Consider the following 6,510-nt stretch of genomic DNA (forward strand, 5'->3'; position numbering starts at 1 on the left):
CCAATCGGGCTTTTACGGGCAGTTCATCCCCCACCTAACTTCTTTGCTTTTGCCAAATTTTGAGGTGGGGGTCTTACTGCCCGTTAATGCGGGATAAAAAAGGAGCATGAATCGCTCCTGTTCTAGTAGAATTCCTACACCAAAGAATCCGTAACCCCCTTTTGATTTGCATCCTCTTTTTTATTTCTGGCTTCTTCATTTATTCTCATACGTAAAATTGGTAAAATCGCGAGTAAAATAAGTGACATCGCTATACAAAATACAATAATAAGTGAGGTTGCTTCTTTTAATCCCCCAGCTAGTGAATTTCCAATTAGCATAGTTCCCATAAAAAGCGGTAAAATTGTACCATTTACACGTCCTACCATATTCTCCGGTACAAGCTGAATCATAAGCGTTCCAACAACAATGTTCACACAAGCTAAACAAATTCCCGTTCCAAACCGCATCAAACTAGTAATCCAAAATGATGTAGACAGTCCTTCTACAAGAAAAGACATAGCCAAAACACCCATACCAAACACAAACATTTTTTTCGGATGTACTTTCGAAGCAAAAACTGCCGCAACGACACCACCAATGAGCATACCTATTCCATCAGCAGCTGCTAAATATTGAACAGCCTCCTTTTCCATTCCTAACCGTTCAATAACAAGAAATATTTCTAATGGATTTGTTAATCCTACCGCTAACCCCATAATCGCAAAAGTAATGGTAATCATACATAAATTTTTTGTTTGAAGGACATACCTCCATCCCTCTTTTATATCATTCCATAATGAGATACTCTCAGGTTTCTCTTTTTCTATCCATCTTGGTAAAAACGAAAGAGTAATAGCCGATAACACAAACAATCCAATTAAGCTATATAGTGAAATAAACAACCCAAGCTGTGTATAAACAATCGATCCTACAACTGGCCCCAAAATCATAAATAGTGACTGTAGCGTTTGGTTTACTGCAATTGCATTTGCAACATGTTTTTCTTCTACGTAGCGTTTAAATATACGTGACGATGAAGGCTGAGAAAATTGCCCAACAATTGCTGAAACAAGAGTTGCAAAAAATATAGCCTGCCAATAATCCATTTTTAACAAGAAAACAATCCCAATAATAGATAATATACTTAGCATATCTCCTACTACCATCGTTCTCTTCGGATTCCAGCGATCTGCTAGCGCACCACCAATAAATGAAAAAATAAAAATAGGTGCATATTCCATAACCGATAATAATGAAACTGAAACAGGATCATTATTTGTTCGCTCCATAACGAAATACAACAATGCCATATTTCGAATCCAAATCGCAAACTGCTGTAAAATATCAGACGCCATAACAAGCATAAATGCTCGATTTTTAAATAAAGATTTCATACTATCTCCCCCTTTATAAACCGACCGTTCAGTCTAATTTGGTATGAAAGAAAAGCTGCTGATTTAAGATTCAGCTGCCATTCCTTGTAGCAGTACATCTATTGCCTTCTTGTAAATGCGTTTCATTTCTGTAGAGTCTAGCTCATAGTAAAGTACCCCAAGCCCTGATAATAAGCCATTTACAATGTACATAAGATCCCTGGTATCTCCTTGACGGAATTCTCCAGATTTTATACCTTCTTCAATTAATTTTTCAAAAACACCATATGATGCCCTTGCTAAAACCAGCATTTCATCCAGAGTTTCTTTGCTCACAATTTGACTTGTAGAAAACTCTTCCACGGCACTAAAAATAGGCTGTTGTATATCTTCCACGTGGTACTCTGCAAGCCCATATAATTTTTCGGTACTCGTATGATAATGCTTTTCTTTTTCATTCCACTTTTCAAGCCAATCATACGTATGTTGTTTTACTACAAATAAAAATAATTCTTCCTTGCTTTTAAAATGATAATAAATGCTACCTTTACTACGTTCAGTAATTTCACAAATATCTTCCATAGATGTTGCAGCGTATCCTTTTTGTGAAAATAACTCTTCCGCTTGGTACGCTATTTCTTTTTTTATCTCTTCTGCATTCTTCCTCATGTTCACACCTCACCAAACCGACCGTTCAGTCTAATATTAACAAATATAAAACCTCTTTTACAAGAGGTCATATTCCTTATTTAGGAAAAAATATTCTCAAACCATGTTCGAAGTGTATGAATAGCTCCAACCTTCAAACCAAGTTTAAAAATAAATACTCCTCCTGCAACTAATAAAAATAAAGCTACCTTCCCTTTATTTTTAACTTTCGGCTTCTTCTCCATGTTCATTCCCCTTGTAACATCATATATTCCTTATGTATTAATACACTGCATTTAAACAAACGTTTGTTTAGCTGATTCTATACGGATTCAAACCAACTAATCAAACGTTTGTTTAAAAAGAAGTACGCCCATAAAGAGCGTATTTTTTTAATCTCCACCGCCGCCACAGCTGCCGCCATCACCACCTGAAAAACCGCTATCTCCTCCAAACGAACTTCCACAATCATGTGAATTATCGCTATCAGATCCTGCAAAGAACAATGGTGTAGAAGTAGCCGTAGTGGATGTACTATCACCAGTACCTGATTTATAAAGATTTACTTTCCGTTTATTTGATCTAATTGATTTTACAATCATTCCAATTAAAACTAAAAACAATAATGCCGCTATTACAAATCCCATATGAAATCCCCCTTTATTTTCCGAACATTTTTAATGTTCGTTCTGTATTCTCTAAGGAAATAAATCGTGACTCACGAAGTATTTCTTTTCCTTGATGAAATAATAAAACTGTTGGTGCTGTAAATACTAAATACTTCGCTGAAATTTCTTTCATATCCTCCAACGAAACGACAATATTTCCCACATTTTTATATTGCTTTAACTAACGATTTACCTTCTCTAACATCACATCACACACACCACAATTTTCGGCTTTTATGAATAAAAGTAATCGTCCTTGTTCTTCAATATATGCTATTAATTCTTCTATTACATATTTTTACTATTATTTTACATGAAAAATTTAAATGATACCACGATATGGTATCTAAAAAAATTAGGTTTCAATTTTATTTATACCTATATTCCAAAAATTGAACTCCCCCCCACCTTCACTTCGTTTAGAGGAGGGGGTCTTCTCGGTTAAAATGATAAAAAAGTGCGATACCTCTTATATTAGAGCTACCGCACTTTTTCAATCTTTCTTTAATTTTCTCGCAATCCCGTTCCCTAGAGATTGTAATCCTTGAACAAGAATAATTAGGATAAAGACTGTTGCATACATCACTTCTGGCTCATAACGCAAATGACCAAATCGATATGCTAAATCTCCAAGACCACCTGCTCCTACAAGTCCAGCCATCGCAGTTGCACCGATTAATCCAATCGTTGCGATGGTCAAGCCGAGCACAAGCGATGGACGCGCTTCTCTAACCATAACGTGCCAAATAATTTTTATAGTAGAAACTCCCATCGCTTGATACGCCTCAATTACACCACGATCCACTTCTAATAAAGCTGTTTCCATTAAACGTGCAATATAAGGAGCTGTAAATACAACAAGCGGTACAATCACACCTTTCACACCAATTGAAGTTCCCATAAGCAGTTTTGTAAACGGTAGAATGAAGAATAATAGAATAATAAATGGAATAGAACGAATGACATTAATAATTGTATTAGAAATAGGGTATACGATTTTATTCTCTAGTTGACCACCAGGCCTTGTTAAAACAAGTGTTACTCCTAGTGGCAATGCAATAATAATTGATATAAGTAGTGAAATTGATGTCATTTGAAACGTTTGAATCGTTGCTTCCCATATCACTTTACTCCATTCATCCAAAAAGGACTTGTTTCCCATACTCTTCCCTACCTCCTTCTACGATGATTCCTTGTTCCTGTAAAAATGCTAAAGCTCTATGTACCTCGTTTTCTTCACCTTGCATATGAACAACGAGTTTACCGTACGCTTCATGCTTTAATTGTGCAACATTACCAGATAAAATATTGGGATACACTTGGAATCGTTTTGTAGCAACAGCCAATGCTGGTTCTCCTGAAGAGTTCCCTATAAACGAAAGCGTTACAATCTCCCCAGTGTTTTTTAGCTCTTTCTGTACTTCTTCCGGAATTTTAGCTGCAAAAGCGCTGTTTACAAATTTTTTCGTGGTTACATGTTGCGGATTTGTAAAAACATCCTTTACTGTGCCACTCTCAACCACAGCCCCATTCTCCATTACAGCAACTCGATCACATATACGCTGGATTACATTCATTTCGTGTGTAATTAGCAAAATCGTAATACCTATTTTCTCATTGATCTCTAGTAGCAAATCTAAAATAGAATCCGTTGTTTCTGGGTCTAATGCACTTGTTGCTTCATCACTTAGCAAAACTTCTGGTTCATAGGATAGTGCACGCGCAATCGCAACACGTTGTTTTTGACCACCAGAAAGCTCACTTGGATATGCATCTTTTCTATCAAAAAGGTCAACAATACGTAAATATTTTTCTACTCTTTTTTCAATTTCAGTTTTTGGAATCCCAGCTAGACGTAAAGGTAATGCAATATTTTCATAAACATTGACTGTTTTTAATAAGTTAAATCCTTGAAAAATCATCCCGATTTTTTGTCTCGCCTTAGCTAACTCTTTTGTAGATAAAGTTGTTAAATCTTTTTCATTTACAATTATATTTCCTGTTGTTGGTTTTTCTAATAAATTTACACAACGGATTAATGTACTTTTACCAGCGCCACTATATCCGATGATTCCAAATACTTCTCCTTTTTCTATTTTAAGAGAAGTTGGTTTAAGAGCTTCAACCTTACCTTTTTTTGTTGTAAATACTTTGGATATATTTTTCAGTTCAATCATTATAGTCAGCTCCTACCAAGACGGCAAAACAGAACCATCGAATTTTTTCTCGATAAACTCTTTCACTTCTTTAGATTGATAAGCTTTCTTCAATTTTCTTACAGCTGCATCATCCTTATTTCCCGTACGAACAACCACCCAGTTTACATATGGTGAATCTTTTCCTTCACGGAAAATAGAATCTTTAGCTGGATTTAGTTTTGCACCTAATGCAAAATTCGTATTAATCGCCGCTGCTTTCACTTCATCTAGCTGCGTTGGTAATTGTGACGCCTCTAATTCAACAATTTTTAAATTCTTCGGATTCTCAATCACATCTTTTGCTGTTGCTTTCTCGGTTGCTTTTGGATCAACCTTTAAAACACCTGCTTTTTCAAATAATTTTAATGCCCGAAGTTCATTCGTTGGATCATTGGGTACAGCAATTGCATCTCCATCTTTTAACTCTTTTACAGCTTTCAGTTTTTTAGAATATACTCCCATTGGGAACGTTACCGTTGAAAATACTTCTGTCAATTTCATATTGCGTTCTGCTTTAAATACATCTAAATAGGATTTCGTTTGATAGCTATTCACATCAATGTCGTTTTCGTCTAACGATACATTTGGTGCTACATAATCATTAAATACCTTTAAATCAACTTGTAGACCATCTTTTGCCGCCACTTCTTTTACTTTTTCAAAAATCTGTTCATGTGGTCCACCCGTTACACCAACTGTAATCTTTTTCTCATCTAGCGCTTTTGCTTCCTTCCCCGAATCAGCACTGCATGCGCCTAATAACAATACCGTTCCACTTACAATACTTAGCAACAACTTTTTCATATACAATTCCCCCTTATATATCTGTTCTTAAACAAAAAACACCTCTCAAATAAGAGAGGTGTCGAATAGACAAAATAGGCTCCTCTCTTATCTTCCAAAACGAAAATCGTTTTGCAGGAATTAGCACCTTAGCTTATAATTCATAAGCTCGGTTGCTGGGCATCATAGGGCCAGTCCCTCCGCCTCTCTGGATAAGAGTATTGGTATTAAATTTTTCAAAAACTATGGTACTAATAGTAAATCTTACAAAAAATTTTGTCAATAGGATTTTTCTGAATATACTTTATTTACGAATGAGGAATAGATTTCTTTCTTCTAATTATCTATTTGGTACTCTCTAGACGGAATGAGCAATAGCTATGTACAAAGTATCCCTATCGTTAATATACTAGAACAGCAAATACTTTATATAAACAAACGAAAAGAGGTTATACTGTATGCAAGATAAACATGCTATACAAACCCTACTATTATCTCAGATAGAAAAACTCTCTCAATCCTTTCATTATGATTTTTTATATGAAGAAGCACAACAAGGAACACTATGCCAAATACTTTTACGAGATGATAACGGCTCCATCGTAGCAACGCCACTTAGTTTTCATATGTTGATAAACGAAGCTGCTGGTAAAGGAGAACTTATTTTTTATAACGAACATGGTGAATTTCATCGACAAAAATTTGATATTTATATGGAAGACAGTATTGTTAAATTACTATTATTCATTCAAGAGCGACTACAAGTAAATCAATAAATAATATGAAAGCAGCTACGTAACATGTAGCTGCTTCATGATTTTCATACTAAAATATTTTATGCCTTACCCATTACACTCC

8 protein-coding genes, 1 pseudogene and 1 riboswitch are annotated in these 6,510 nt (G+C 35.3%); of the genes and pseudogenes, 1 reads left to right on the forward strand and 8 read right to left on the reverse strand.

Features of this window, described 5'->3' with window-relative positions; genetic code table 11:
- Positions 1 to 134 precede the first annotated feature (134 nt).
- From AC1DIT_RS15210 to AC1DIT_RS15245, 8 genes and pseudogenes are all read right to left on the reverse strand, one after another.
- Positions 135 to 1,376 (reverse strand): MFS transporter, encoded by a 1,242-nt coding sequence (locus AC1DIT_RS15210; protein ID WP_016112927.1) that lies wholly within the window; start codon positions 1,374 to 1,376, stop codon positions 135 to 137.
- Between the two features lie 63 nt (positions 1,377 to 1,439).
- Positions 1,440 to 2,024, reverse strand: coding sequence for a TetR/AcrR family transcriptional regulator (locus AC1DIT_RS15215; RefSeq protein WP_016112926.1), 585 nt, complete (start codon positions 2,022 to 2,024; stop codon positions 1,440 to 1,442).
- An 80-nt stretch (positions 2,025 to 2,104) separates the two neighbouring features.
- On the reverse strand, positions 2,105 to 2,248 hold the full coding sequence (locus AC1DIT_RS15220; protein ID WP_016112925.1) for a hypothetical protein: 144 nt from the start codon (positions 2,246 to 2,248) through the stop codon (positions 2,105 to 2,107).
- Between the two features lie 147 nt (positions 2,249 to 2,395).
- Entirely contained in the window at positions 2,396 to 2,650 is a 255-nt protein-coding gene (locus AC1DIT_RS15225; protein WP_016112924.1) for a hypothetical protein, read from the reverse strand.
- A 13-nt stretch (positions 2,651 to 2,663) separates the two neighbouring features.
- A pseudogene (locus AC1DIT_RS15230) lies at positions 2,664 to 2,960 on the reverse strand (thioredoxin family protein).
- 204 nt (positions 2,961 to 3,164) lie between these two features.
- Entirely contained in the window at positions 3,165 to 3,833 is a 669-nt protein-coding gene (locus AC1DIT_RS15235) for a methionine ABC transporter permease (protein ID WP_016112923.1), read from the reverse strand.
- The gene (locus tag AC1DIT_RS15240) at positions 3,808 to 4,848 is read right to left on the reverse strand and encodes a methionine ABC transporter ATP-binding protein (RefSeq protein WP_016112922.1); all 1,041 of its coding nucleotides are present in this window, start codon (positions 4,846 to 4,848) and stop codon (positions 3,808 to 3,810) included. The genes AC1DIT_RS15235 and AC1DIT_RS15240 overlap by 26 nt, the downstream gene beginning before the upstream one ends.
- 12 nt (positions 4,849 to 4,860) lie before the next feature.
- Positions 4,861 to 5,673 carry a MetQ/NlpA family ABC transporter substrate-binding protein gene (locus AC1DIT_RS15245; protein ID WP_016112921.1) on the reverse strand — a complete coding sequence of 271 codons (813 nt, stop codon included), beginning with the start codon at positions 5,671 to 5,673 and terminating at the stop codon, positions 4,861 to 4,863.
- Between the two features lie 84 nt (positions 5,674 to 5,757).
- Positions 5,758 to 5,871, reverse strand: a riboswitch (SAM riboswitch).
- 239 nt (positions 5,872 to 6,110) lie between these two features.
- On the opposite strand from AC1DIT_RS15245, the gene AC1DIT_RS15250 reads away from it, so the two are divergent.
- Complete coding sequence (locus tag AC1DIT_RS15250; RefSeq protein ID WP_016112920.1) at positions 6,111 to 6,428, forward strand: hypothetical protein; 318 nt, start codon at positions 6,111 to 6,113, stop codon at positions 6,426 to 6,428.
- The last annotated feature ends 82 nt before the right edge of the window (positions 6,429 to 6,510 follow it).

The sequence above is a fragment of the Bacillus sp. 05T22 genome (genome assembly GCF_056396765.1).